Below are 24952 nucleotides of genomic sequence, written 5' to 3' on the forward strand. Positions count from 1 at the left end.
TAAGTCAAAATATTAAAGTCGTTTACTATAGATACTTCACACAGCGAACGTCTGTCAAGACGTTATAAGTGTGAAATTGAAAACGGCACCCCCTAAAATAAAAATGGGGTACCTCAAAATGAAAATGACACCCCTCAAAATGAAAATGAGGGGTGTTTTTGCTGTCGTTCATCGACCGCGAAAAAAATTGTATCAAAGGTGGAGTGATACTATTTTGAACTTCCTGTTGAAATCTGAACCCTTGAGGTTTCGGACATCAACAGGAAGTTTTATTTTTGCCAGATTTTATGCGGCTTTTCTAACAGCTCTTATAAAATATTTATTTGGACTGAAAAACCAAAATCGCATAAAAACGAAATCGAAAAATGTAAAATGAATGAATCCGAACCCTTGAGTGTCCGAATTCTACTCGGCGTTTTCCGCTTGTTTACTGAAATATTCCGCTTCCTTCTGAGACGGAGTCTTGTATTTGTTCTTTGAATGAGGGCGCTCCTCGTTATAAAATTGAATATAGTTCTGTACCCCGTTTCTGAATTCTCTTTCTGAACGGTATTTTGCGCGGTAAAGCTCTTCGCGCTTCATATTAGCAAAGAAGCTCTCCGTTACGGAATTATCGTATGCGGCTAAGAGATTTTTTATCCTTATAGGTGTTTGCTGTTATTAATGATTTCCGTACAAATTGAAAAAGCTATTGACTTGTTCCTTCATCAATGGTACAATAGTATAGAAATTGAATATTGGGAATGATGTTCTCCCACGGACGGTTCAGACTGAGCCTACGAAACCGCTTATTCAAGCTGATGACTTCTGCGTTCTTACGCAATAGTTGTCGGCTTTTTGTTTTTTATATGGAGGTTATATGTATGCTGTTGTCACTTGCGATCATTTTTCTTGTCGGGCTGTCTGCCGCTGCTGTTTTTGAGAAAATAGGCTTGCCACGCATCATCGGTATGCTCGGAGTTGGAATAGCGGTCAGTCCCTATGTACTTGATCTGCTCGATCCGTCTGTTCTCGGAATCTCATCGGAGCTTCGGCAGATTGCGCTCATCATCATACTTGTGAAGGCAGGATTGTCTTTGAACCTTTCCGATTTAAAAAAGGTCGGAAGACCTGCGGTGATGATGTCATTCGTTCCTGCCTGCTGTGAGATCGTCGGATATGTGCTGTTCGCTCCTCTTCTGCTCGGAGTGAATCATATCGAAGCTGCCGTCATGGGGGCGGTGTTGAGTGCTGTATCGCCTGCGGTGGTAGTGCCCCGAATGGTGAAACTCATTGAAGATAAGGTCGGCACTGACAAGGGAATACCGCAGATGATACTTGCAGGAGCTTCCTGCGATGACATTTTCGTTATCGTGCTGTTCTCTACATTCGTGACTATGGCGCAGGGCGGCTCGGTAAAAGCGACTGATTTCCTGAATATCCCCACATCCATAGTTCTTGGCGTCCTGCTCGGTGCGTCAGTTGGATTAGCGGTATTCTTTCTTTTTGAAAAGGCATATCAATATAATTATAAAATCAGGAACAGCACAAAGGTCATTATTCTGCTCGGCACATCTTTTCTGCTAATGGGCATTGAAACACTTGTGAAGCCTTATGTTGCCATGTCAGGGCTTCTTGCCGTAGTCGCTATGGCATGCATTGTGAAAATGAAAGCTGATAAATGCGTTTCCGCTCAGATGTCGAAAAAGTTTGGCAAGCTGTGGATCGGTGCCGAAGTCATGCTGTTCGTGCTGGTCGGTGCCGCTGTTGATATTCGCTATACGCTGACAGCAGGCGGAATGGCAGTGCTGATGATATTCATCGCTCTTGCATTTCGTACTGTCGGCGTATGTCTGTGTATGCTCGGCACAGAGCTTACCACAAAAGAAAGGCTGTTCTGCGTGATCGCATATCTTCCGAAAGCGACTGTTCAGGCAGCTATCGGCTCTGTTCCGCTGTCGCTCGGTCTACCCTGCGGAAAGATCATACTATCGGTTGCGGTGCTTGCGATACTGATAACAGCTCCGCTTGGAGCAATCGGGATAGATAGAACACATAAAAAGTTGATAGGTGGTGAAAATTAATGAAGGAGCTTGTATTTGGCGAACTTATAGTATTGAAAGGACAGCACTGCCTGCGAATACCGGTTGAAATGGGAATAAATACACTGTGCGTCGAAGTTATTGAAGGAAAAATAAGGATAAATCACGGAGCATACACTCCTGATGGAGGAACATGGCTGTCTGCTCCGACAGGAAGAAAAGCACACTATGATTTTTCTTCGGGTGACAACGATAGAATAGATATTGATATACAGGAGTCATTCGGGAGACAAGATATGCTTTCAGTCGTAAATGTAAGTCTGTTTCATAAGGCACTACTTCGTATCATACATTAGTTTTTGGTAACTCCCATAGTCTGAAAAACTTAAATTGACTATCCAGGATAAGCCTAACAGTAATATGCAAAAATATATTTCAGAATTGAACTTCCTGTTGAAATCTGAACCCCAGAGGTTTCGGACATCAACAGGAAGTTTTATTTTGTCAGATTTAATGAGGCTTCACTAGAAAGTGTGGGTGGATAAAACCCGCGTTTATGCCGCGAAAGCTATTGACAATGAGTATGCATATGGTAGGCTAAATGCCGGGCAGCAGCCCATTTACATGGCTTGCCTGCGCTGACGGAATACCATATGCATAGAGGCTCATTGTCAATAGACCGTGGAATAAATGCGTTTTATTGATTTATCAGTATTTTTCTACTAGACTGCAATTTCTTAACCACTGGTTCTATGGAAGAGCCATTTTTTATCTCAGATATTTCTCGTACTTTTATGAAATTGCCTTGCCCATCTCAAAAGCTTCTTTCAGTTTCGTACTGCCCTCTATCTCCTTCGGAACAGTAAAGCCTCCGGCAAAGACCTTTCCGGCAAAGCGAGCTTTTTCAAAGCAGTCGATCCAGCCCTGTACGCCTTTCAAAGCGCCTTCATCAACATACGCTTCATCCTCTGCAGCCGTTGTGAGAAGATAAACGTCGCGGAAACGGTAATCGAGCGTAAATAGAGGATTGGCGCGGTCGATCATTGTTTTCATCTGACCGCTCATTTCATAGTAATAAATCGGCGTCGCCCAGACGATCACATCGGCGTTAAGCATCTTTTCTGTAATCGCGTTCGCGTCATCCTTGATGACGCAGTGACCGAGCTTCTGGCAGGCAAAACAACCCTTACAAAAATCGATTGTTTTATTCTTCAGCGAAATCAGCTCTACTTCGTTTCCGGAAGTCCTCGCACCGTCGGCAAATGCGTTGGCGAGAATTTCGGAATTGCTGTTCGGGCGAATACTCGTGCTGATAATCAATACTTTTTTAGCCATAGCTCTCTCCTTACAAATATTCTCTGAAAAATGCTTCCAGCTTATCAAACGGGATCGCGTTCTTTCCGCCGCCGTCGTAAAGGTCGGTATGCACCGCGTCGGGAATAATGAGCAGTTCTTTGTTTTCCGTGTATTTGCTGTCCTTTGTCATACTTTCATAAGCGTCCTTACTGAAATAGCAGGAGTGCGCCTTTTCGCCGTGAATGATCAGAACCGCGCTTCTGATTTCGTTTGAGTACTGCAAAATCGGCTGATTGATAAACGACTGACAGCCGACCATATTCCAGCCGTCGTTGGAATTGAGCGAGCGCGGATGATAGCCGCGGTCTGTCTTGTAGTAGTCGTGGTAATCTTTTACAAAGAACGGCGCGTCGTCGGGCAAAGGATCAATCACACCGCCCGCGCGTTTGTAGCTGCCGTTTTTATAGTCCTCCAAGCGCTGCGCGTTGATTGCGGCTTTAAGCTTGTAACGCGCTTCTTCGTTATTCTCGCTGTCAAAATACCCCTTCGCGTTGACGCGGCTCATGTCGTACATAGTGGAGGCAACCGTCGCCTTGATTCTCGTGTCAAGCGCGGCTGTGTTGATCGCCATACCGCCCCAGCCGCAGATACCGATAATGCCGATTCTGTCGGGGTCGACCTTATCATGTAATGAAAGGAAATCCACCGCCGCCATAAAGTCCTCGGTGTTGATGTCGGGGGACGCCATATATCTTGGCTGACCGCCGCTCTCACCCGTAAAGGACGGGTCAAAGGCAATCGTCAGAAAACCCCGCTCAGCCATTGTCTGCGCGTACAATCCCGAGCACTGCTCCTTGACCGCACCGAAGGGTCCAGAAACAGCGATAGCGGGCAGCCTGCCCTCCGCGTTTTTCGGCACATACATATCCGCCGCGAGAGTGATGCCGTAGCGGTTGATGAATGTCACCTTGCTGTGGTCTACCCTGTCGCTCTTAGGGAAGGTCTTGTCCCAATCCTGCGTTAATACCAACTCTGCTGTTTTCATCATTGCCTGTTCCTCCTGTTATTTGAAAATTTTCCTCAGATAATTATAGAAGCACTGTCTCCAGAATTTATAATCATGTCCATATTCGTCAGCCAGATCTGTCTGATTCTTAACGCCCATTTCATCGAGAACCTGATGATAATACTGTGTACAGTCGATATTCCACGGATCTTCGCTGCCAACCGCCATATACAAATAATACGGCTTTGTTTCGGCTGTCGGCTGAGGAAATTCCTCAAACACGGGCGTATTCCAGAAAGTGCCTTTATAGTATTCGGTTGGAATCACGCCGGTATCGGGCGCGAATCCCGCAATATAGCCGAATTTATCGAGCCATTTGAAGCCTGTGCAGAGTGATTTCGCACCGCCTTCACTCATACCTGCAACGGCTGTGTATTCTCTACCTGTTCTGACGGGATAGTTTTTCTCTATATACGGCATTAAGTCCACCGCGACGTCATCGATCGCTTTGTCGTATATGTAACGAAGTTGTTCCTCGGTCTTGTTTTCCTTATCGGACTGCTTGTCGGTGTACATATCCACGTTGACAAGAATCATCGGCACAGTCAATCCGTCGTTCAACATATTGCCGTAGAGCAGGCTCACATATGAATCTGTATCGATCTGATCGCTGTGGCTGCCGCCAAAGCCGTGGAAAATATACATCACCGGGTAGGTTTGGTTCTCATCATAGCCCGCAGGCAGAAGAATATTGCACTGCTTGTTATCCCCCGCCGTTGTCGAATAATAAGTCACGTCCGTTTGTACGGTTCCGTAATCCACGCCGCTTTTCTTTTCAAAATAGCTGTCTGGAATGTCATAGCGGTTCTCAACGGAATATGGGTCGTAATTTGTATCATCAGCGTCTGTTTTTGATGTGCTGCTGTCTGAGGTTGTTCCTTTTGCGTCATTATTCTGTGCGTTGGTACAAGCGGAAAAAACAAACGTACTGATCAGCAATAGTGCAACAATGATTTTTTTCATAAAGCCCTCCGATTAATGACTGAGTGTAATTGTTACGTTGCCGTTTGAAAGCAGCTCCGTCAACTCTGCCTGTGTTTTGTCTGTGATATGTCCTAGGCGTGTATATGCCCATGTGTTGGAGCCGTAGAACACGACCATTTGGTTACCTGAATACAAAACGATGTCGCCTGACGAGGTGGTTGTACTGACATCATTTTGCGGTAAGTCCGTGCCGATACTTCCAACCTGCTCAAAACCGCCGTACCTCGACATCTGAATCATAAGCGGTTGATTGCTGCAGAATTCTTTAAGTGCCTGTACTGATTCGTTATCCTGCCAATCGACAGAAACAGGTGTGTCGTCGATCGTCATTTGCAAGGCTGCAGTTTCTTCTGTGGTTGCAGTCTGTTCAATACTTTGTGTTTGGGTTTCTTGTTTCTGAGCTTCCGTTATTGTATTTGTGATCGGTTGAGTTGCCGTTACTGCCGTGGTTTCTGTTTCACTTCTTTCGCTGTTGCAGGCGCTGAACAGAATACAGCAAACCGCAATCAGCAAAACGGCGAATATTTTATTCATACACTATTCCTCCGTTTCGATTTGCTTTATCAGCTTTGCAGGCACACCGCCGACAATGGTATTGGCTTCAACGTTTTTATTTACGACCGCGCCTGCCGCTACTATCGCGCCGTCCCCTATTGTCACACCGGGAAGAATGGTCACATTCGCGCCGATCCAGACGTTCTTGCCGATAACAACGGGCTTTGGAATGAGATTAGCGCGCTTGCTCGGATTCATATGATGATTGAGAGTTGCAATCACCGTTTTGGGCCCCACCAGCGTTCCTTCACCGATGGTGATACCGCCCTGATCTTGAAACTGACAGCAGGAGTTGATAAACACATTTCTGCCTAATTTCAGATTCTTTCCGCAATCGGTGTAGAACGGCGGAAACATATACGCTCCATCGGGAAACTCTTTGTCCGTTAGTTTTTCCATCAGCGACTTGATTTCATCAGGCGTGTGGCAGGCGTTGTTCAGCTCGACTGTTATTTCCATTGCTTTATTGGACAGCTCGGTCATTTTCAGATGAACGTCTGAGAATGCAATTACTTCCTGTCCGCTGTTCATATAGCTTAAAAACTCTTGTGTAGTCACAGAATCACCTCTCTTTACTCTTATTATATATCACGAATCAGCAAATTACAAATACTTATATTAAATACAGGTTTATGCTTTACAGGCATAGTCTGATGTAGTATAATATTATTGAGGTGAGCATATTGGAACTCAGAGTTTTGAATTATTTTTTGGCAGTTGCCAGAGAGGAAAGCATTTCAGGTGCGGCAAACGCTCTGCACCTTAGCCAGCCTACGTTGTCACGGCAGTTGAAGGATATGGAAGACGAGCTCGGCAAACAGCTTTTTATTAGGGGCAGAAAGAGGATCGAGCTGACCGATGAAGGCAGGATCCTGAAGAAACGAGCAGAGGAGATCATCGCGCTTGTCGAGAAAACAGAAAACGAAATCACCGTATCCGATGAGCATATTTCCGGCGATGTTTTTATCGGCGCAGGTGAGACCGTCGGTGTGCACTTTCTGACAAAAGCCGCAAAGCGTGTGCGGGACAGCTATCCCGATATTCACTTTCATATCATCAGCGGCGACAGGACCGATGTTGTCGAAAGGCTTGACAGCGGTCTTGTGGATTTCGGCTTGGTGTTCGGAAGCGTTGACGAAACAAAGTATGAATCAATAAATATCCCCAACAGCGATGTATGGGGTGTATTAATCAGAAATGACAGCCCGCTTGCGAAAAAGGAAATGATAGATCCTAAGGATCTATATGACAAGCCGTTGATTGTGTCCCGTCAGGCAGATAAAACCGGAATCGTAAAGCGTTTGCTTCAGCGCTCGGCAGATAAGATGAACATCGTCGCAACCTACAACCTTATTTTCAACGGCGCTCTGATGGTGCATGACGGATTGGGTTACGCACTGTGCTTAGAGAGCGTTCATCAACCGGATCCAAACAGCGAGCTGGTCTTCAAACCTCTGTCCACCGCTGTCAGTGAAGACCTGCACATCGTATGGAAAAAAGACAACGTCTTCTCTAAAGCCTCACAAAAGTTTTTTGAGGAAATAACAAAAGCACGTTAAATGACAAACCTCCGCTTGGAAATTTTAAAAGCCCAAACGGAGGCATTTTTATATCTCTATTATCCCGTGATTTTCCTCGTTCTTTTCGAACGCGTTACAAAAAAATCAATATCTGATTGTTCTACGAGCGCAAAGCTCGCAGAAACGGAAGAAGATTGGAACTCGTTCTTAAGAATCCCCATATTCTTTTATGCCGTATGGTATCATGACATTATTGTTTTTTCCATTTCACTCCCTGAATTATTAGTCACAACAGAAGAATAAATGATTACACCCTCGCCGAAAACGACGAGGATGTAATTATGCTTATCAGTTAATTATATCCATTTTAGCCGAAGATAAACATCAATATTACGAATAAACCGATAATACAGTCATAAATACCTCTAGTGTTCAGAACGACTATTCATCCACACCAGAACCATTGTTCCGCCCAAAACAAACATAATAATAAAAGCATACCACGCAATCAACTCTCCTGTCTGAACCGGACTGCTGTCCGACGGTTCGGGGCTGGTTGGCAAGGGCTGTGTTGCTTCGCTCGTCTGTTCCGTTTCCGGTTCAATGCGGGCAATTACCTCCGTGCTGCCGCCTTGTCCGCTTTGCGCGGACATAACGGCGGGAACAGTTAAGAGAAAAAGGCTGAACAGCATGAAAAACACACACGCGCCCTTGAATATGCAATTTTTCATACCAATAACCTATGGCAAAGTCATCTCAATAACAACGCCCTGTTATCAAACGTTGTCAATCGTGCTGAAGAATACCATGTAGCCGCTGTAATCGCCGGCGATTTCAGCAATGTTCTGACCGTAGAGCTGCTTCTGATGGAAGCGAAGCGTACCGTTCAGAGTCTGACCCTCTTCATTGAAGCTGGTAAGATAATAGCCCTTGGTGAAGAAATCACCATTGTTGACTCTGGTGGACTCGTTTAAGGTTTCGGTAGAACGGTAAACGTCATAGTTAAATTCTATTGCAGAATTCTCTTTATTTGCGATTTGGAAAGCACGGTCATCTGCACTTGCGTTCTGATCCTTGACATAGACTGCGATTGCCTGCTTTGCGGTGTCAAGACCTGTAATTTCGGTTGCCTCAACAGCATAGGTTACATCCTTGTTGTGGTCATCATTGTCATCGGCGGGAATGGCAAGTGTTCCAAAATCAACTACATCGGGAATGGTGATGATGTAGCTTACGTCGCCGGGAGCGGCGCCGTCAATGTGGGCAATGACCTCTGTATTACCGCTCCGATTGGTTTCTGTCAGCTGAGCCGCAGATACGGATACGGCTGATAACGCCGCGAGAGCTGCTGCAATAGTGATGGAGATTATTCTTTTTACTTTCATGGAAATACGTCCTTTCAATAAAGATTTTTTATCTCAAGCTTATTTGACAATAAGCCGAATGCCTGATTTTGCTTTTCTTATCGGTTTTCAAATTTGCGCCTCCTGAAATAAGCAAAAACCACGATTGCCAATATAACGATAAGCAATGCCCCTGTATAGAAAGGTTCTCCCGTCTGAACCGCGCCGCCCGCGACAGTGCTGCCGGATCTGCCGGTGTCGTCGGTACTCTTATTTGCGCTGTCCTTTGTGGAGGACGAAGCGTCATCGGAAGGCTTCGTTTGAGTAAGTGCAAAGCTGCCGAGGTCGGCGACGGTAAAGGTCGCTGTACCATTTTCAACGCTGTCGGGCGCGATGGCAATTACTTCGCCGTCTGAATTGATCACCGTCAGCCAGATGGTTCTGCCGTTTGTGGGAACCGACAGTTTCATGCCACCCGCTGTCCACAGCTCGGCAGGCATATAGTTTCCGCTGCAGTCAATCGTATTGGCGCTGTAGGCGGCGATGATATTGCCCTTTGCCGCAAGCTTTGCGTATTCCTCGCTGCCGGAGGAAAGAGGCTGCAGGTCAAATTGCAGATCCTTGTGCATCAGGCTGCTGACCGTGAGGTTTTCGGCGAGGGTAAGCGTCCGCCGGTTCAGGGTTCTGCCCTGAATGATTGGGAAACCATTGTTGAAATAAGTATTATTATAGGCTGTATGCACCCATGCGACGGTATCATCGGTCACGGTGTTGAGCTTGTCAACGAACGCGGGCTTTTTCATGTCGGCGGTTTCCATCAATCCGGAGTTATCGCTGAGCTTTGCGGAGGATAATGCGCCGACAGCGGGAATATTGTCGAAATCCGGATAGAATACATTTCTGACTGCCGCAGAGCTGTTATCACCTGCGATCATACCCTGCTTTTTGCTGTCGCCGCAGGAGGGATGACCGGAGTTATAGCAGGCTTTGATCTTGCCACTGTTATTGCCCGCGATGCCGCCTGAGACTTTACAACTGCTCGAGGTGGAACCGACGGCGCCGTTGTTGGCACAGCCGTAGATTTCACCATTGTTGTCCGCAGCGATACCGCCGCTGGTAACCCCCTCAACTACCGTGGCGTTGCGGGTGCCGGTAATAGTGCCCTTGTTGACTGCCGCAACACCGCCGCAGTTCTCGCCGAAGATATAGGAATTATAGTCTGACGGCTTGATTACTTTTCCGTTAGAAAGAGTGACGGTCTTGCTGCCGGCAAGATTGATACCGCTTGTGCAGTGGTCGATGGTTCCTTCATTGAACGCCGCAATACCGCCTGCGTACTCGGCGGCTGTTACACTGCGACAATCCAATACCATCAAATCTTTAACAATGCCGTCCTTGCCGATGTAATCAAATAACGCCTCGTTTTGGGAGTTATTCATTCTCAGACCGACGATGCAGTAGCCCCTTCCGTCAAATGTGCCGCTGAACGGTTTGTCGGACGTTCCGATACCCTGAGTCCATTCTGAACCGTCGGGCACAATGATGTCGGCGTCAAGATAAGCGGAATCAGAATTGCTGCCGCTATTTACCTGGTCGCGGAATTCGCACAGTTCCTCATAGGTGCGGATACCGCGACCGGCAGGCTCCGGCTCCGTTGCAGGCTCTGTTGTCGGCTCCGTGGGTTCAACGGTTGTCGGCTCCGTGGGCTCTGTCGTGGGCTCAACAGTCGTCGGCTCCGTGGGCTCCGTCGTGGGTTCAATAGTTGTCGGTTCAACGGTTGTCGGCTCAACAGTAGTCGGCTCAACGGTCGTCGGCTCTGTGGGCGGCTGCGGAGGATTGCCGTCGGGATAGTTGGAATAGCGGTTCTCGCTCTCGATGTAGTAGATCGTGCCGCGGTTCTTGTCGGGCAGCGGATAATCGTCGGGCGTTTTGCCGTTGTCGATGTTCTGATACCACGCCTGCGTGCCGTCGGTCACGCCCTTGTTTAGCTTGTATCCCGTCTCGCCCGTTTTAAACTGTTCCGCAGAGTGAGGGGAAGCGTGTCCGTAATCGTTAGAACTGTTTACGAGATAGTAGCAGTTGTTGATACTCACTCTATCCGATGTCACAACCGCGATCGGATCGCTGGAACTGGATGAGGCGGCAGTTAGCATTCCGTAGTTGTAGCAGTTGTTGATATTGAGGTAGCAATAGTCGAAGAAAACGGAAGTCCACGGGAAAACGATGATACCGGAAAGAAGCCCCGACAAATCTTTGTAATTATCCCATGATGATGAGAGATCTCCGATATTCGCGCAGTTTTCGACGGTTGCCGTGGGATAGGCTGCTGAGAATACGATACCCGCCGCACATCTGATCGGTCCGCTGAAGCTGCCGAAATTGAGACAGTTGCTGACGGTGTCTTTATCCATAATGTCTGTCGCGATACCCGCAACAGTTACGAGCATGGTCAGGTTTTCGTCGGCAGAGAGGGTCACGTCAACATAGCTGTAAACGTGGTCGATGGTCGTTCCTACGGTCAAGCCTCCCGCTATCGAGGCAAAGCTCAGCACGCTTGAAGAGTACGGATTATAAGTGTCTTCGCGGTGATAGTCCAACTCCGCTTTTCCTTTCAAGGCAAAATTCTGGATCTTTGCCCCATCGCAGTTGACGAAAAATCCGTACTTCATGTTTTCTTCATCATGATTCGTGACCGTTTTGCTGAAGTAGAAATCGTTAATGGTGAAGCCCTGTCCGTCAAAAACGCCGCCGAAATCAGGGATCGGCTCCCACTGAAGGCTTTCAAGGGTGATGTCGTTCATCAGCTTGAACTTCGGCGATTTGTTCTGATTATCAAATATCGCGTGGGTGTGGTCGTTTCTCACCAGCGCGGAGATCCAGAACAGGTTGCCGGCGTTTCTGATCTGATAGCAGCCGTCCTCACCCTGAATGGGCGTTTCATACAGACCGCAGTCGCGGCAAATGCCATTGTGGAAATCATGGTAATCGGGAATGTTGAGTGTGATGTTTTTGGCGGGCATAGTGAAGGTGATGGTCTTGGCATCCTCGTCAACAGTGAGCGGAACATTCTCGGTGATATCCTTGCCCCATTCATCGGTGATGACGATAGTGCCGGTCAGCGCTTCGTTGATGGTGGCGATCAGCGTAACGGTATCGCCCTCATCATACTTCATCTCATAGACGGGAAGGGTTTTGCCGTCGCTGTCAACAAAGAACAGTCCTCTGTCATGCACCACGGAATCTCGGATCGTAACGGTATAGTCCTTTTCCAATTCAGCAAATTCGGGAACCACCACGATGTTCTCGGGGTTTTCCGCGTCAAACGTCACAGTGTAATCGTTATTTATGATGGTGACGGGATAATCCATGTTGCTGGTTTCGCCGTGTGCACTGACGGATTTCAGAACGTGTTTGTCGTCCGTCACCGCTTCAAGCTTCGCCGTTTCGCCGGCGTTGTAGGCAACGGGAACAAAATCCCAGCCGATGTAGAGCCAGCCGCCGCCAACCTTCATATAGCTGGTGGGCTTGCCGTTATTGTCATATACAAATTTATCGGTATCAAATATTAAAAGCTTACCCGATTTATCGTAATCCGCTCTGACAAAAACGTCCTGCGCCGGCATTACAAAGGAATACGCACGTTCGGTAGGCGCAAAGCACTGCGCATCGGAGGGCGAGCAGGTCACGTTCTTCAGCTCGTGCTGCTCGGGTTCGGTGGTGTCCTCATCCAGCAGCCATACCTTCGTCACCGTGCCGCTCTCATAGGGACGTACAAAGAAGGTGACCGTCTCTCCCTCGGCAAATTCCTTGCGGGAGATACTGTCGTGTTCTCCGAATTGCAGGTCGCCGTCGAAGGAATTGAGCAGGGTGACGCTGTGGCGAGGGGTCGCGGCGTTCTTCGTGGTAACCTTGACTGTGCAATCCTGATAGGGAGAGGAGAATACAAGCTTATAGCAGCCGCTGCTCACCTCGCAGAGCACATCGGTGACATCGACGCTTTTCTGGTCGCCCGTTTTGGAATCCTTCATTGTCTGGTTGCTGTTATAAAGGGTGGTCATTTCGCTGCCGTCGGCGCGATAGAGCTTGATAGTGTCGATCGCCTTGCCGCTGTCGGGCATCATTTGCAGCTCCACTGCGGAGCCGCTGTTCACCTTTTGACCGCCGTCGGCAAGCTTGTTGCCGCCGCAGTACAGCGATACTGCCGCGCCGCTGCCCTCCGCCTTTATATTGCGGCTGATGGTCTCGTAGTTCTTCATGATGATCGTCACAGGGTTATTGCCGCTATTAGGAAGATCGGCGATTTTCACGTTGAACTGGTTAGAGCTTGCGGAACCGAGAATCGGCATCGACTCGTTGAGGATCTGCATCTTGTTGCTTGAGTTGTCGTAGCCGCTTTCATTCAGGATGACATAGGCGCCCGTTTTCAAATCGTCATAGTCGTTTGAAGCAGACTTGTATGAGCTCTCGACGTTCGCCGTCTGGGTAAGTCCCGCGACATTTCTGAGGTATGCGTCAAGTTGGTTGCCGGACGAATCCCAGATGTTCGGCGAAAGCAAGTCATTCAGATCTTCCCCGTTGGTGATTGTTTTAAAGCCTCTGTCCCTGCTGTTTTCGTTTGTTTTTTGCAGATTGAAATAATCCTGAGTCGGACAGTAATCACCCGGCATATTATAATTAAAATATAGGTATTGTGTGGTGAATTGGGTCTTTTCAACCTTGTAGTTGCTGACGGCGTATACGGATGAGGTGCCATAGGGCTTGATCAGATAAAACTTGCGGTCGGCATCGGTCACATACGCCTTAAGCTTTCTCGTCAGATCTTGAAGCAGGTTATCTTCAACCTTATGCTCTTCGTATTCTTGATAGTCCATCTGCATATTCTGCATCATGTCGTAACCGCGCATCAGAGAGGTGAGCTGGTTCTGATAGAGCGAACAGAGCTGATAGACGCCGCGAACAGCCTTTTTCTGGCGTTTATCAAACAACGACCATGTGTCGTATACCACCTTCTGGCGGTCCGACTCTTTATCTTTATCATCGCAGTAGCTCACGTCGGAGTTCAGCAGGCACACCTTGTAGCTCGCGTACAGCTGGTAGGCGGTAAGATAGGTAATCAGCGGAGAGGCGGCGTCGCCGATACTCGCCGTCATCAGATCGTACATCTGGTTCTCGCCGACGATCTGTGCCTTATAGCATTCCTCCGCATAATCGAGATAGGTCAGATTATCGGAGCGGTTACCCCAACCGTTAGTGTCCGATAAATCATCCGACAATGCCTGCGACGGCGAATACGGAGAAATCAGCTCCAGATATCCGGTCAGGTCGCTGTCAAAGTTGATGCCGTCCTGATGCTCAACCGCATCGGCGCCGTCGGTTTTTATGCCGTCGTAATATGCGGATACCGTACTGTAAGCGGTTTGAAGATTATGAAAATCCTCATATAGCTGATTCTCGGTCGCATCGGGATCGTTCGAGTCTTTGCAGTATTTTTGAAGCGCATCGTTCAGATCGGTAAAATTATTGATGACGCTTCTGTATTTGTCGTCGAACGAACGCTCTTCCGATACCTTATCATTGAACGCGTATTTGGTGATGATCACGTTCAACTGTGAAAGCAGACTGTTTGTGTGAGAGGTTGCGGCGCGGACGGTCAGATCCAGCTCGGAAAGCTGCTGCTGAATCTCGCTGCACGCCGAAAGAATTTTGGAGTTAGCGACGCCCTGACCGCCGCCGAGGATCTTTCTCGTGGCGTTGAGCACCATCTGAACATTCTCGTTTTCAACCGAGGACGCCGCCTTGCCCAATCCTGCCAGAATAGTGCGGTCGATCAGGTCATAGGCAAACTTCTTCATTTCCTTGGTGGCTAAGCTCGTCACAATTCCGCCGACGGACTCATCGGATGTCTGAACCGCCGAAACCACTGAGGGCATAACGCATGACAGAACTATCAGCACAGACAGCAAAGCAGCCGTGACGACAAGTCCTGCTTTTTTTGATAGTCGTTTTAGCATACACAACACTTCCTGTTATAATTTTTCAGGATTATAATAGCAAAAAATACAGGTTATAACAAGGTATTCGGGACTAACGGTCAAATTTAGGGACGAACGGTATTAATTTTTTCGACAAATCGAACAATAATGATATAATAGAAGTTCGACTGCCGTATGCTCGAAAAAAAGTCACTCAGGTGCTTGACGAAACAAAAAAGCACCCTCGGCAAAAGTGAAATTATAGAGATAGCTGACTGCAAATCCCTGCACTCGGAAATTCTCTACTTCAGTGCCTCTACCGCGATTTTGATTCCAAGCTGACGGTAAAACACCATAGGGTAATTTCACACCATTTGGGATCCACGAAAAAGATGTTCTCATAGTCAGATATATCGTCAAGATACTCTTTTAATTAGGGACGAGCCTTTGCTCTTAGCTCGGCGTTTGCTTATTTGATACATAAAATATAATCATTATCATACAGCTTGACTGTATCAATCTCAACACAAAAGCGCGGATACCATCCGGTTATCCCGCGCTTTTAAATTAAAATAATTAGTTATGATACTGTGCGAAAAAGGAAAGCACAGTTCGGATATCTCATCGTTACCGAAAGCTGCAATAAAATACAATCATGTTTGTTAATTGAACGGCAAACGTGATGTTTGACGCAATCAGGTCACGTTTGATTTCGACTGCTTTGATTTCATACGTCTGATAAAGGTAATAGTTACCATAATTACCACGAACAATACGAATCCGGCAAACACCCAAACAGCGGGATCAATAATAAGCGCATGTTTTTCAACTGTTAGAAGTCCGTTTTCCACATTTGATTCATCAAACGGAACGCGTTGTCCGGTCAGAACAAGGCGGTGAGTATTGATTATTCCTTTTGTGCGCTATGCTCAAATTACTTAATTAATTTTAGCATTATCTGAACAATAATACTACTATAATTATCAGTTTTTAACCCTTTTGTAAAATATTCTTAAACATTATTAATAAAAAGATTTATATTATTTATATATTTAATCTAAATCTGACAAATCAGAATAAAGACTTTCTCATTATTCGTATTTAGAAAAAACGCCGCTGTAAAAAACTCATAGAGGTATTTGTTAACCTATTTGATTTACATGAAAAAAGGCTGTTTTACTTAGGGCTCGATAAAACCGCAACGAAAAAAGAACACTTTTCTTCAAAATCTATTTTTCTGCTATCTGATCGTCAGCAATTGTCCTGTAAAATAAATCGTTCTTTTTTTGAATGCTCTCCCTAACATTACGTGCTATCGAAAAAGTAATTGCTTTTTTTTACAAAATTCGTTCTTAACTTAAAGCATTTGATGGAGTTTTATATAAAATCATTATACAGGGACAAATACATCTTATAAAACAATTGCTATTGAGAACGCAATATGTTATACTGCTACAGGCACAGAAAAATGTGTGTAAAAAATGAACGGGGAATAATCATGTCAACTGATAACAAAGAACTTGAAACAATAGCTTCAGAGACAGAAACAGAAGAGGTCGAAGAAGCAACACCGAAAAAGAAAAAGCTGTTCACGGCAAAGCGAATTGAGGTAATCACAGCTATTTTCTTAGGCGTAACAGCGCTGCTCACGGCATGGGCAACCTGGATCGGCTCGCTTCACGGCGGCAATCAGGCAACCAATTTCACAAAGAGCAACAACCTCGCTTCCGAGGGAAACGCCGCTTATAACTCAGCTATGCAGATGTATCTCTCAGATCTGATGGCATGGAATACCGCGATCGATTATCAACTCGACGCTGAGGTTGCCAAAATGAAGGGCAACGAAGAGGAAGCGAAAATCTATGAAGACAAAATGCACTATTTCATGCAGCAGAACAGCAGTCAGATCCTGAGTGATGCTATGAATCAGATGGACGATTCAATGTCCTCTCCCTTTGAGGTAGAGGGAATGACCGATAAATACTTTGAGGAATCAAATAATCTTATCGCTCAGTCTCAGGAGCTTCTCGAGGAAGGCAAGCGCGACAACAGAAACGGCGACGCCTACAACCTTGTCAACGTTATCTATTCCGTTGTACTCTTCCTGTTAGGTATCGTCGGCGTGTTCAAGAACCTGCCGAACCGCGTTGTAGTACTTTTTATCGCGATCGCAGGCGTTGTGCTCGCTACTATATATATGTTCACGATACCGCTGCCCACAGGATTTAATATCCTCAGCTTCTTCGGAATGGCTTAATTATCAGAAAACACCCTGTGCCACGTTTTTTGGAACGCAGGGTGATTTTTTACGTTTTTGCCCATGACATATTGATATTGAATTTTCAGCCCGTTTGTGTTATGATTTAACCACACAGATAATACGTTATATAATGAAAGGTGTTATGGACATGAAAATGATACAGAGCTTCTCCGTAGACCATACAGCCATTGTCCCGGGCATATTTCTCAGCCGTGAGGACATTGTCGGCGACAGCATTGTGACAACCTATGATATAAGACTGAAAAGACCGAACAGAGAACCCGTTATCGATGTGGCGGCTATGCATTCGCTCGAGCACATCATCGCGACCTTTCTCAGAAATGACCCCGACTGGAAGGACGAGGTTATCTACTGGGGTCCCATGGGGTGTCTGACAGGCTTTTACCTCATTCTCAAGGGCAGCCGCTCTCCCCGTGAGATTTATGAATTGTTGCTGAGAGCCTTCAGATCGGTCAACGACGCTCAGGAGGTTCCCGGCGCCGCTCCAGTAAACTGCGGTCATTACCTCATGCACAACCTCGGAATGGCAAAATGGTACGCGGCGGAATTCGCTGACTACCTCGAAGCAAACCGGGATAATTCCAAAATCTTTGAGTACCCGAAGGCTGAACGGCTTGTAACTGACGACGGACAGCATTTCTACGACTCGTAATAACAAATATCAAGCGCTTGCCTGAGTGGCAGGCGCTTTTTTCATCGTTTTAAAAAATATTATTTCATTTAAGGATTATTTAATAATTTCTCCGCTATACTCATGCTGTAAGGTTCACAAGAGCAATTTTTGTGATACAATATACTCAGTAAGGAGAATGCGTATGTTTTTTGACATTTTGAAACGCGACTTGAAACGCAAAAAGACAATGAATATCATCATTTTGCTCTTTGTCATCTTGTCTGTGATGTTCGTTTCCTCGAGCGTGACAAATCTGACGGCGGTGACCGGCTCGCTCGACAGCTTTTTTGACAAGGCAGGAGTCGGCGACTATATGACCTTTGAGCGCAGCGGCGGCAGCGTGACGGTAAAGGACGCTGTGAAGAACGCCGAGGGTGTGACAGAGTTCAGACAGGAGGAATGCATCTTCCTGTCAGGTCACAAGTTCATCGGACGTAAAACGGCGCAGGATACTCAGAACGCAGCAAACACCAGTCTCGCGAGCTGTCTTTCACATCAGATCGAAAAATATTATGACGGCAGCGACAATGAAATAACAGAGGTAGCTGACGGCGAGGTTTATGTGCGCCGGTCATTACTCGACAACAGCAACGCGAAGGTCGGCGACAAGGTTGAGCTGACGGTCAGCAATGTCACCCGGACCTTTACGGTAAAGGATACGCTCAAGGACGCGGTGCTCGGCTCGCGCATGATGGGCAACGCGAGGTTCCTGCTCTCGGAGAACGACTACAAGGCGTTTGAAAAAGCAGAACCTATCGAGCCGTATCTGTTCTACATCAGCTTTATTAACACCACAGATCTTCCCGCGCTGCAAAAGGCTCTGACCGCCTGTGACGCTGTGGCTTTCGGCGGCGACCGCTCGCTGATAGAATTTACATATATAATGGAAATGATCATCGCGGGCATTCTGCTCATCGTCAGCATCGCGCTGATTCTGATCGCGGTCGTGATCCTGCGCTTCACTATCAGCTTTACGCTAAGCGAGGAATACCGTCAGATCGGAATTATGAAGGCGATCGGTATTCCGAACGGCAAAATCCGCTCGCTATATCTTGTAAAATATCTCGCGATCTCGATTGCCGGCGCTGTGATCGGTTTTGCGGTTTCGATCCCGTTCGGCAGTATGCTGCTGAAAATGGTTTCGCAGAGCATCGTGATGGACAACTCGGGCACCGTTATTCTCAGTATTCTCTGTGCGGCTGCGGTTGTCGGTATCATCGTGCTGTTCTGCTTTTTCAGCACACGCAAGGTGAAAAAATTCACGCCCGTTGACGCTATCCGAAGCGGCACAACAGGCGAAAGATACAAAAAGAAGGGTATCATCAGGCTCGGCAAAAAGCCCGTAAAACCTGTATTCTTCATGGCCGTCAACGATATTCTCAGCAGCCCGAAGCGGTTTCTGATCATGCTGTTCACCTTCTTTGTGGGAATTTCCATGCTTATGGTTTGCCTGAATATTTCCTCCACAATGCAGAGCGGAAAGCTGCTCGGCTGGATCAATATGGCTGAGTGCGATCTGGCTTTAGTTGAATCGGGCTCGCTTGAGAAATACATGGTAGATGAAGGCAGAAAAAGGCTTGATGAAAGAATCGCTGAAATTGAATCCGACCTTGCAGAAAAAAGCTGGGAAGCTGACTGCTTTGTTGAAACGATTTCGAACGTCGTCGTTATCAAGGGCGACACCGAACTGAAAACACACGGCACTGAGGGTATCAACATGACTACCGACGAATATCTGTATCTCGACGGTACCGCTCCGCAGAACAAGCATGAGATCGCCGTGTCATATATTATCGCGGACAAATTAGGCGCGGAAATCGGAGATACCGTCACGGTAAAAACCGCCGATGAAGAAACAGAGTGCATGATTACGGCGACGTACCAGACAATGATGTCCATGGGCGACAACATACGCCTGTATCCCGGACAGACCTACGGTTTCAAAAATCTTGTCGGCTTAAACGATTTTCAGGTTCGTTTCCGCGACAACCCGGACGATTCCGAAATACAAAAGAGAATGGATACGATCAGGGAAATGTACCCCGGCGACAAGGTTATGAGCGCGGGCGGTTATGTGGACTACTGCGTCGGCGGCGTCGGCGGAATAATGGACGATGTTACTAATCTGCTGCTCCCGATCATCATACTGATCGACATTCTGGTCGCGGTACTGCTTGAAAAGAGTTTTCTCACAAAGGAACGCGGTGAGATAGCGATGCTCAAGGCTATCGGCTTTAAAAACCGTTCAATAATATTCTGGCAGACGCTCAGAATCGCGATCATTATGATTGCGGCGGTACTGCTCTCTGTCGCTCTCGCCGACCCAATCGGCAAGCTTGCGACAGGCGGTATTTTCCAGATGATGGGCGCGAAAAACATTATCTTTGACACCGACGTACTCAAAACCTGCATCATATATCCCGCTATCGTCTTTGCGGCAACGGTTTTCAGTGTATTCCTGACTGCGCTCGGGATACGCAAGGTCAATTCAAACGAAATCAACACTGTTGAGTAAGGCGCCGGTGGGCACGTTCTGCGCCTTTTGTAAACTCACCAATCAGGGAAATGTTCATCAACAGCGCGTCAAACGATCGATTTATCAAGAAAGAGGATTACTATGGCTAAAATTATTGAAGTGAAAGACCTTTGTAAAACATATATCACCAACAAAAGACAGAACAACGTCCTGCGCAACGTCAGCTTCTCAATCGACGAGGGCGAGATGGTCGCCGTGATGGGGCCGTCAGGCTCGGGCAAGTCTACCCTGCTCTACACCGTTTCGGGAATGGACAGCATGACCGCGGGTACGGTTCTCTTCGGCGGTAAAAACATCTCCGCGCTCAAGCCCACTCAGCTTGCGGCGCTCAGACTTGACGAAATGGGCTTTATCTTTCAGCAGATGTATATGCTCAAGAATCTCTCGGTACTCGACAACATCATTCTTCCGGCGCGCCAGTCAAAAGCCAACACTCTCTCCGCGAAGGAAAAGCTCGAGCGCGGCAAGGAGCTTATGCGTAAGCTCGGAATCATTGAAATCGCCGACAATGACATCAACGAGGTATCCGGCGGTCAGCTTCAAAGGGCATGTATCTGCCGCAGCATGATCAACAGTCCCAAGATGATTTTCGCCGACGAGCCGACAGGCGCGCTCAACCGTCAGAGCTCCAACGAGGTTATGGAGGAGCTGTGTAAAATCAACGCGGACGGCACCACAATCATGCTCGTGACCCACGACGCGAAGGTCGCCGCAAAATGCTCGCGCGTGCTTTATATTGTTGACGGGAATATTCAGGGAGAGTATAATTTAGAGGGCAGCGACGAGAGAACAAAGGAACGCGCCCTGAACAACTGGCTGCTTGAGCAGGGCTGGTAATCGGATTTTGGAGTGAAAAGAAATGGTCGACATTCTTGTTGTAGAGGATAATATCGAAATGGCAGCGCTGCTGTGCGATTTTCTGGAAGCTGACGGCTATTCGGTAAAGCACTGTGCGGACGGCGACAGCTCCGTAAACTCCTTTGAATCGGAAGGCGCAAGGCTGGTGATACTCGATATTATGCTGCCCTCCCTGGACGGTTTCGCGGTCTGCCGCAAAATACGCGAGAACGCCAATACCCCGATCATCATTGTCAGCGCGAAAACCGAAAAGGACGACAAGCTCAACGGTCTGATCCTCGGCGCGGACGACTACATCGAGAAGCCGTATGACATCGATATTCTGCTCGCAAAAATAAAGGGCATCTTCACGCGGCGTTATCAGACAGACATTCTCTCAGACGGATTCCTGAAAATCAACAAGAGCAAGCGCATTGCATACAAGGGAAACACACCTCTCGACCTCAGACAAAAGGAGTTTGACCTGCTTCTGCTGCTCGCCGAAAACGCCGGCAAAACTCTCAGCAAGGATTATCTGTTCAATCAGATTTGGGGCTTTGACAGCTTTTCCGAACCGCAGACGCTGACGGTTCACATCAAATGGCTCAGACAGAAGATTGAAGCCAACCCAAAAAAGCCCGAACACATTGTGACTGTCTGGGGCGTCGGGTACCGCTACGAGAGGTAATTATGAAAAGCTATATCAAACTGACGGTTGCCGTCATCGCTCTGATCGCGGTGATTTTTACAGGAGCGAATTTCATTTTAAATAACGCAGGCAAGGGTGACGAAGGTCGCCCTTATCGCGTTGAGGCGCAGAGAATCGCCGTAAAAATAGAAAACGGCGATGACTATTCCCTGTCCGACTATCCGACTATCACAAATGTTGAAAAGCTGACAGACGGCTTCAAGAGCGGCGACAGCGACTATCTTGTCAAGGATATCGGCGGCACTCTCTACCGCTTTGACTATTCATATAATTCCGACAACAGCACCGCAGTCAGGCTGTTCAACATCAGCTTCGGAGTTGTGGCGGCGTTTGTGCTCGTTCTGATGGCGGTTCTCTTCATCAGGATCATCAGACCGTTTGAAAAAATCAGCGATTATCCCACGGAGCTTGCGAAGGGCAATCTGACGGCGCCGCTTAAGGAAAGCAAGGACAATTATTTCGGCAGGTTTTTGTGGGGACTTGACCTGCTCCGCGAAAAGCTCGAAAGTCAAAAATCAGCCGAGCTTGAGCTGCAAAAGCAAAACAAGACGATGGTGCTCTCACTCTCGCACGACATAAAAACTCCTCTCGGCGTGATTGAGCTGTACGCAAAGGCGCTCGAAAAGGGCTTGTACAAGGACGAGCAAAAGAAGCTCGAGGTCGCGCGGAACATCAACGGAAAGTGCGAGGAAATACGCGGCTATGTGGACGGAATCGTCAAAGCTTCAAGCGGCGACTTTCTGAATCTGGAAGTGCATAATGGCGAGTTTTATCTCTCGGCGCTGATAAGCCAAATCAAAGCATTCTACACCGACAAGCTGAACCTGCTGAAAATCGACTTTTCCATTGAGAGCTTTTCCGATTGTATCCTGTCTGGCGATTTGGAAAGGTGCGTTGAGGTTCTGCAAAACATCATCGAAAACGCCGTGAAATACGGCAATGGCAAGGAAATATCTATTGCTTTCTCGAGAGAGGACGACTGTCAGCTCGTACATATCCGCAACAGCGGCTGTACTCTCAGCGAAAACGAGCTGCCGCATATTTTCGACAGCTTCTGGCGCGGCTCAAATACCGGAAGCAACAGCGGCAGCGGCTTGGGACTTTACATCTGCCGCACACTGATGAGAAAAATGAACGGAGATATTTTTGCAGAAATCGACGGCGGCGACATGATCGTCACCGCGGTTTTTACAATCGCATAAAAATAAAAAATCCTCAGCAGGTCATTCTTGCTGAGGATTGATTTTTATTGGATTATGTTTTTCAGCAGCGCTCCCGGTAAGGAATCAATATAGGTCTGTGCCGAGCTCTTGTTGCTCGAAACAAACAGTCTCAGACCGCGCTCGACGTTGATATAGTCGATTGAGTTATATGTGCCGATAGCGCCCGGGTGACCCGTACCGCCGTCAAACATCTTCATCAGTCCGTAGCCGTAGCCTGTGCCCGCGTCGGGCGAATAGTTCTCTGTCATCTCGAGGAAGGTTTCCTTTGAAATCAGCTTGCCCTCGGAAATTGCCGACATCCACGCATCCATATCCGCAGCGTTTGATGCGATATCGCCCGCGCCGTTGGAAAGACCTGTTTCAATCACATTGCCGTTATCCTCACCCCTCGTAAGTCCTTCAGCCCATGCGGGATTGTCCTTTACCTCCTCGACAAAGCCCGAGTGAGTCATCTTGAGCGGCTCAAAAATATTCTCGCGCACAAAGTCGTGATAGCGCTTTCCCGAAACCTGCTTGACAATATCAGCGAGCAGGAAGTAGTTCGAGTTGGAATAGGCGTATTTCGAATCAGGCTCAAACTTGAGCGGCTGCGCGAAAATCCACTCCTTGACGGCGGCTATATTCTCGTCCTCGGTATTGTCGAAGGAAACGCCGTCGCACGTCGCTTCGTTCACCATGTCAATTATTCCCGAGCGCATTGTGAGCAGGTTCTTCACAGTCATGTCCTTCCCCACTTCGTACTCGGGGAAATATTTTTCGAGCTTATCGTCAACGCTTAGCTTGCCCTGCTCGCGCAGCATCATTATCGAGGTCGCGCAGAACTGCTTGGAAACGGAACCGATGTACATTGAGGAATCGATGGTGAGGTCGTTATTGCTCTTGTCCTTGCCGTTGACATACTGATAGATGACCTCGCCGTTTTTCGTCAGGCTGGCAACTCCTTTGAAGTTGTTTCTTTTCAGAACGCCGTCCATCGCTTCCTTCTGGTCAGCGGTTATTGCGGCAGCGGTCGTCTGTTCGGTGTCCGACGGGCTGACATTTGAACACGCAGCGGTCGAACAAATAATCATTACTGAGGAAATTATAGCGATAAGCTTTTTCATATAAATACTCCTTTTATCAGCTTTTTTATTCATTATAATACGTCCGTCTGAAGTTCATCTGAAGAAAACGAGGAATAAATTCCAAACCGGCCGCGAATAATAGTACTTGAATCGGAGGGACAAAAATGGAATTTTTAACGGTAATACTGGCGTCGCTGTTCTCAGCGGCGGTTCTGTTTATAATCGCAAAAATCATCGGTCACAAGCAGGTCGCACAGCTCGAGTTCTTTGACTACATCACGGGAATCACAATAGGCTCGATCGCCGCGGAGCTTGCGACAACGCTCGACAAACCATGGTGGAAGCCGACTGTGTCGATGATAGTGTTCGGTATAATTACGGTGGTGCTCAGCGTGCTGACGAGGAAATTCCCTCGAAGCAGGAAATTCATCAACGGTACGCCGACGATTATCTTGAACGACGGCAAGCTGTACCGCAAAAACATGAAGAAGGCAAAGCTGGAGCTCAGCGAATTCCTGCTCTTGTGCAGGCAGGAAGGGTATTTCAATCTCGACGATATCCAGACTGCGGTCTATGAATACAACGGCAAGCTCTCTATCCTGCCCGTCAGCACAAAGCGTCCGCTGAACCCCGAGGATATAGCGCTTTCGCCTGAGACTGAGCATATCGGCACAGAGGTCATCATGGACGGAAGAGTCATCGGCGATAACCTCAAGCGCAAAGGGCTCAACGAAACGTGGCTGCAAAAGGAACTCAAGGAACAGGGCTACAAGAACGCCAAGGAGATTTTCCTCGGTATCTGCGGCGATGAAAACAAGCTTACCCTCTACCCTCTTAAGGATTAAACCCACAAGGCAATTAGCTTCTTCCGT

20 protein-coding genes and 1 riboswitch are annotated in these 24952 nt (G+C 47.5%); of the genes, 10 read left to right on the plus strand and 10 right to left on the minus strand.

Features of this window, described 5'->3' with window-relative positions:
• Positions 1-405: 405 nt before the first annotated feature.
• Positions 406-645, minus strand: coding sequence for an integrase core domain-containing protein (locus tag JKK62_RS00660; protein ID WP_366502778.1), 240 nt, complete (start codon positions 643-645; stop codon positions 406-408).
• Positions 646-730: 85 nt separating this feature from the next.
• A riboswitch (Fluoride riboswitch) is annotated at positions 731-817 on the plus strand.
• A 46-nt stretch (positions 818-863) separates the two neighbouring features.
• On the opposite strand from JKK62_RS00660, the gene JKK62_RS00665 reads away from it, so the two are divergent.
• Complete coding sequence (locus tag JKK62_RS00665; RefSeq protein WP_201426517.1) at positions 864-2063, plus strand: cation:proton antiporter; 1200 nt, start codon at positions 864-866, stop codon at positions 2061-2063.
• Positions 2063-2377: a hypothetical protein gene (locus tag JKK62_RS00670; RefSeq protein WP_201426518.1), complete on the plus strand. Its 315-nt coding sequence runs from the start codon at positions 2063-2065 to the stop codon at positions 2375-2377. Before JKK62_RS00665 ends, JKK62_RS00670 begins: the two co-directional genes overlap by 1 nt.
• A gap of 436 nt (positions 2378-2813) precedes the next feature.
• On the opposite strand, the gene JKK62_RS00675 is transcribed toward JKK62_RS00670, so the two are convergent.
• From JKK62_RS00675 to JKK62_RS00695, 5 genes are read right to left on the minus strand one after another with little or no spacing between them, the layout of a single operon-like run.
• Positions 2814-3356 carry a flavodoxin family protein gene (locus JKK62_RS00675; RefSeq protein WP_201426519.1) on the minus strand — a complete coding sequence of 181 codons (543 nt, stop codon included), beginning with the start codon at positions 3354-3356 and terminating at the stop codon, positions 2814-2816.
• A 10-nt stretch (positions 3357-3366) separates the two neighbouring features.
• Positions 3367-4362, minus strand: a complete 996-nt coding sequence (locus JKK62_RS00680) for an alpha/beta hydrolase (protein WP_201426541.1) — start codon at positions 4360-4362, stop codon at positions 3367-3369.
• Between the two features lie 18 nt (positions 4363-4380).
• Complete coding sequence (locus tag JKK62_RS00685) at positions 4381-5346, minus strand: alpha/beta hydrolase (RefSeq protein WP_201426520.1); 966 nt, start codon at positions 5344-5346, stop codon at positions 4381-4383.
• A gap of 12 nt (positions 5347-5358) precedes the next feature.
• Positions 5359-5901, minus strand: a complete 543-nt coding sequence (locus JKK62_RS17380) for a cyclophilin-like fold protein (protein WP_243411706.1) — start codon at positions 5899-5901, stop codon at positions 5359-5361.
• 3 nt (positions 5902-5904) lie between these two features.
• Positions 5905-6480 carry a DapH/DapD/GlmU-related protein gene (locus JKK62_RS00695; protein ID WP_201426521.1) on the minus strand — a complete coding sequence of 192 codons (576 nt, stop codon included), beginning with the start codon at positions 6478-6480 and terminating at the stop codon, positions 5905-5907.
• 140 nt (positions 6481-6620) lie between these two features.
• On the opposite strand from JKK62_RS00695, the gene JKK62_RS00700 reads away from it, so the two are divergent.
• Entirely contained in the window at positions 6621-7481 is an 861-nt protein-coding gene (locus tag JKK62_RS00700; protein ID WP_243411707.1) for a LysR family transcriptional regulator, read from the plus strand.
• Between the two features lie 386 nt (positions 7482-7867).
• On the opposite strand, the gene JKK62_RS00705 is transcribed toward JKK62_RS00700, so the two are convergent.
• The 3 genes from JKK62_RS00705 to JKK62_RS00715 all read right to left on the minus strand — a co-directional run bounded on the left by JKK62_RS00705 (position 7868) and on the right by JKK62_RS00715 (position 14796).
• Positions 7868-8173, minus strand: a complete 306-nt coding sequence (locus JKK62_RS00705; protein ID WP_201426523.1) for a hypothetical protein — start codon at positions 8171-8173, stop codon at positions 7868-7870.
• Positions 8174-8218: 45 nt separating this feature from the next.
• Positions 8219-8827, minus strand: coding sequence for a hypothetical protein (locus JKK62_RS00710; protein WP_201426524.1), 609 nt, complete (start codon positions 8825-8827; stop codon positions 8219-8221).
• A gap of 77 nt (positions 8828-8904) precedes the next feature.
• Positions 8905-14796, minus strand: coding sequence for a hypothetical protein (locus tag JKK62_RS00715; protein ID WP_201426525.1), 5892 nt, complete (start codon positions 14794-14796; stop codon positions 8905-8907).
• A gap of 1459 nt (positions 14797-16255) precedes the next feature.
• Between JKK62_RS00715 and JKK62_RS00720 the strand changes: the two genes are divergently transcribed.
• From JKK62_RS00720 to JKK62_RS00745, 6 genes are all read left to right on the plus strand, one after another.
• A complete protein-coding gene (locus JKK62_RS00720; protein ID WP_201426526.1) occupies positions 16256-17014 on the plus strand; it encodes a hypothetical protein in 759 nt (252 codons plus the stop codon).
• Between the two features lie 151 nt (positions 17015-17165).
• Positions 17166-17690 carry an S-ribosylhomocysteine lyase gene (locus tag JKK62_RS00725; protein WP_201426527.1) on the plus strand — a complete coding sequence of 175 codons (525 nt, stop codon included), beginning with the start codon at positions 17166-17168 and terminating at the stop codon, positions 17688-17690.
• Between the two features lie 163 nt (positions 17691-17853).
• Positions 17854-20226, plus strand: coding sequence for an ABC transporter permease (locus JKK62_RS00730; protein ID WP_201426528.1), 2373 nt, complete (start codon positions 17854-17856; stop codon positions 20224-20226).
• A gap of 102 nt (positions 20227-20328) precedes the next feature.
• Positions 20329-21084 carry an ABC transporter ATP-binding protein gene (locus JKK62_RS00735; protein ID WP_201426529.1) on the plus strand — a complete coding sequence of 252 codons (756 nt, stop codon included), beginning with the start codon at positions 20329-20331 and terminating at the stop codon, positions 21082-21084.
• 22 nt (positions 21085-21106) lie between these two features.
• A complete protein-coding gene (locus JKK62_RS00740) occupies positions 21107-21772 on the plus strand; it encodes a response regulator transcription factor (protein WP_201426530.1) in 666 nt (221 codons plus the stop codon).
• Between the two features lie 2 nt (positions 21773-21774).
• Complete coding sequence (locus tag JKK62_RS00745; RefSeq protein WP_201426531.1) at positions 21775-22995, plus strand: HAMP domain-containing sensor histidine kinase; 1221 nt, start codon at positions 21775-21777, stop codon at positions 22993-22995.
• 44 nt (positions 22996-23039) lie between these two features.
• Here the strand turns inward: JKK62_RS00745 and JKK62_RS00750 are convergent, their stop codons facing one another.
• Entirely contained in the window at positions 23040-24119 is a 1080-nt protein-coding gene (locus tag JKK62_RS00750) for a serine hydrolase domain-containing protein (protein WP_201426532.1), read from the minus strand.
• Between the two features lie 125 nt (positions 24120-24244).
• On the opposite strand from JKK62_RS00750, the gene JKK62_RS00755 reads away from it, so the two are divergent.
• Positions 24245-24925, plus strand: coding sequence for a DUF421 domain-containing protein (locus tag JKK62_RS00755; RefSeq protein ID WP_201426533.1), 681 nt, complete (start codon positions 24245-24247; stop codon positions 24923-24925).
• Positions 24926-24952 lie beyond the last annotated feature (27 nt).

The sequence above is a fragment of the Ruminococcus difficilis genome, assembly GCF_016680995.1.